Below are 1,317 nucleotides of genomic sequence, written 5' to 3' on the forward strand. Positions count from 1 at the left end.
GGCAGCGGGCAGGGCGGTCTTCGCAATCGCCGACACCACGCCCTGGGCCTGGCCGAACTTCTGGTAGGGGTATGCCTGGTAGCGCAGGCGCACGGTGTCGCCCACGCGGATGAAGCCGATGGCGCGGCTCGGCGCATACAGATGGGCCTGCAGCACCGCGCCTGCGGGCACGATGCTCAGCAGCGCCCGCCCGGGGTCAGCGGTTTGCCCGGCTTCGGCCACGATGGCCGTCACCACCCCGCCCTGTGGCGCGTGGATGACCAGTTGCCGCAGTGACTCGCTCTCGGCCAGCTCTTGTTCCACGCCCAGGCGGTTGCGTTCCAGTTCGGCCAATTGGGCCTGGTGGCGCAAGGGCAGGGCGCGCAGTTCGTCGCTGCGCGCCTGGATTTCTTGGGCGGTGTGGGCTTGCTCGCGCAGCAGGCCTTGCAGCTTGACCTGTTGGTCCAGCAGTTCGGCCTGGCGTTGCTGGGCCTGCTCTTTGGAATAGAAGCCTTGCGCCACCAGGCCCGCAGAGCGGGCTTCCGTTTCGGCGGCGAGCGTGGTGCGTTGGCGTTGGCTGGCGATTTGCGCGTCCAGCGTATCGGCCTGCGCCTTCAGCCGGGCGAGACGTGCCGCCAAGGCGCTTGTCTCCTGCGTTTGCAAGGCCAAGGTCTGGGCCGTCTGGGTCTGTAGAGAATCGCCGCGCTGCCGCACGCGTGCGCTCACCGTGGCGTGCACGCCGCTGTCCGATGACCCGCTGGCGGACTGGCGGTCGCTGCCCAGATCGAACAAGGCCTGGCCCTGCTGCACGCTCTGGCCTTCTGCCACCCGCATGCGCTGCACCACGCCCGATTGCGGCACGTGCACCCGCACCAGCCCGGTGGACGGCATCAGATGGCCCGACAAGGTGCTGCGCTGGGTGTAGCTGCCCCAGGTGAAAAAGCCCACCACCAGCAGCGCCATGCCACAGGCCAGCGCCGTCCACACGCCATAGCTGAGTGGTCGCACCATGGTGATGCTGCCGAGCCAGTTGCGGTGCTGCCGCTCCAGTGCCTCGGGCCGGAACAGCGGCGGGGCAGGCACGCTCAAGGCAGCAGCCGGTCCAGCAGTGGAGAGCTGAACACCCGGTAGGGGTCGTGCTGGTTGTAGGCGGTCTGGGCTGCTTCCCAGCGCTCGCCGATGGCTTGCCCGTCGCGGTAGGCCTGCGGCACGGTGTAGCCGAGCACGTGGGCATCGTCCCAGGCGGCGGTGTCGGTGTAGCCCCAGCCTTTGGACCATTCGGGCCGCACGGCGGCGTAGCTGCCCGAGAAGTTCGACAGCATCCACTGCTCGATCTCG

2 protein-coding genes are annotated in these 1,317 nt (G+C 68.9%); both read right to left on the reverse strand.

Annotated elements, in window-relative coordinates; translation table 11 throughout:
* Positions 1–1,068 (reverse strand): HlyD family secretion protein (locus AC097L_RS24715; protein ID WP_479589362.1); only part of this gene is annotated, 1,068 nt, incomplete at its 3' end.
* Positions 1,065–1,317 (reverse strand): cholesterol oxidase substrate-binding domain-containing protein (locus AC097L_RS24720; protein ID WP_479589363.1); only part of this gene is annotated, 253 nt, incomplete at its 5' end. The genes AC097L_RS24720 and AC097L_RS24715, both read right to left, overlap by 4 nt.

This window comes from Rhodoferax sp. RT5P35 (assembly GCF_056521385.1).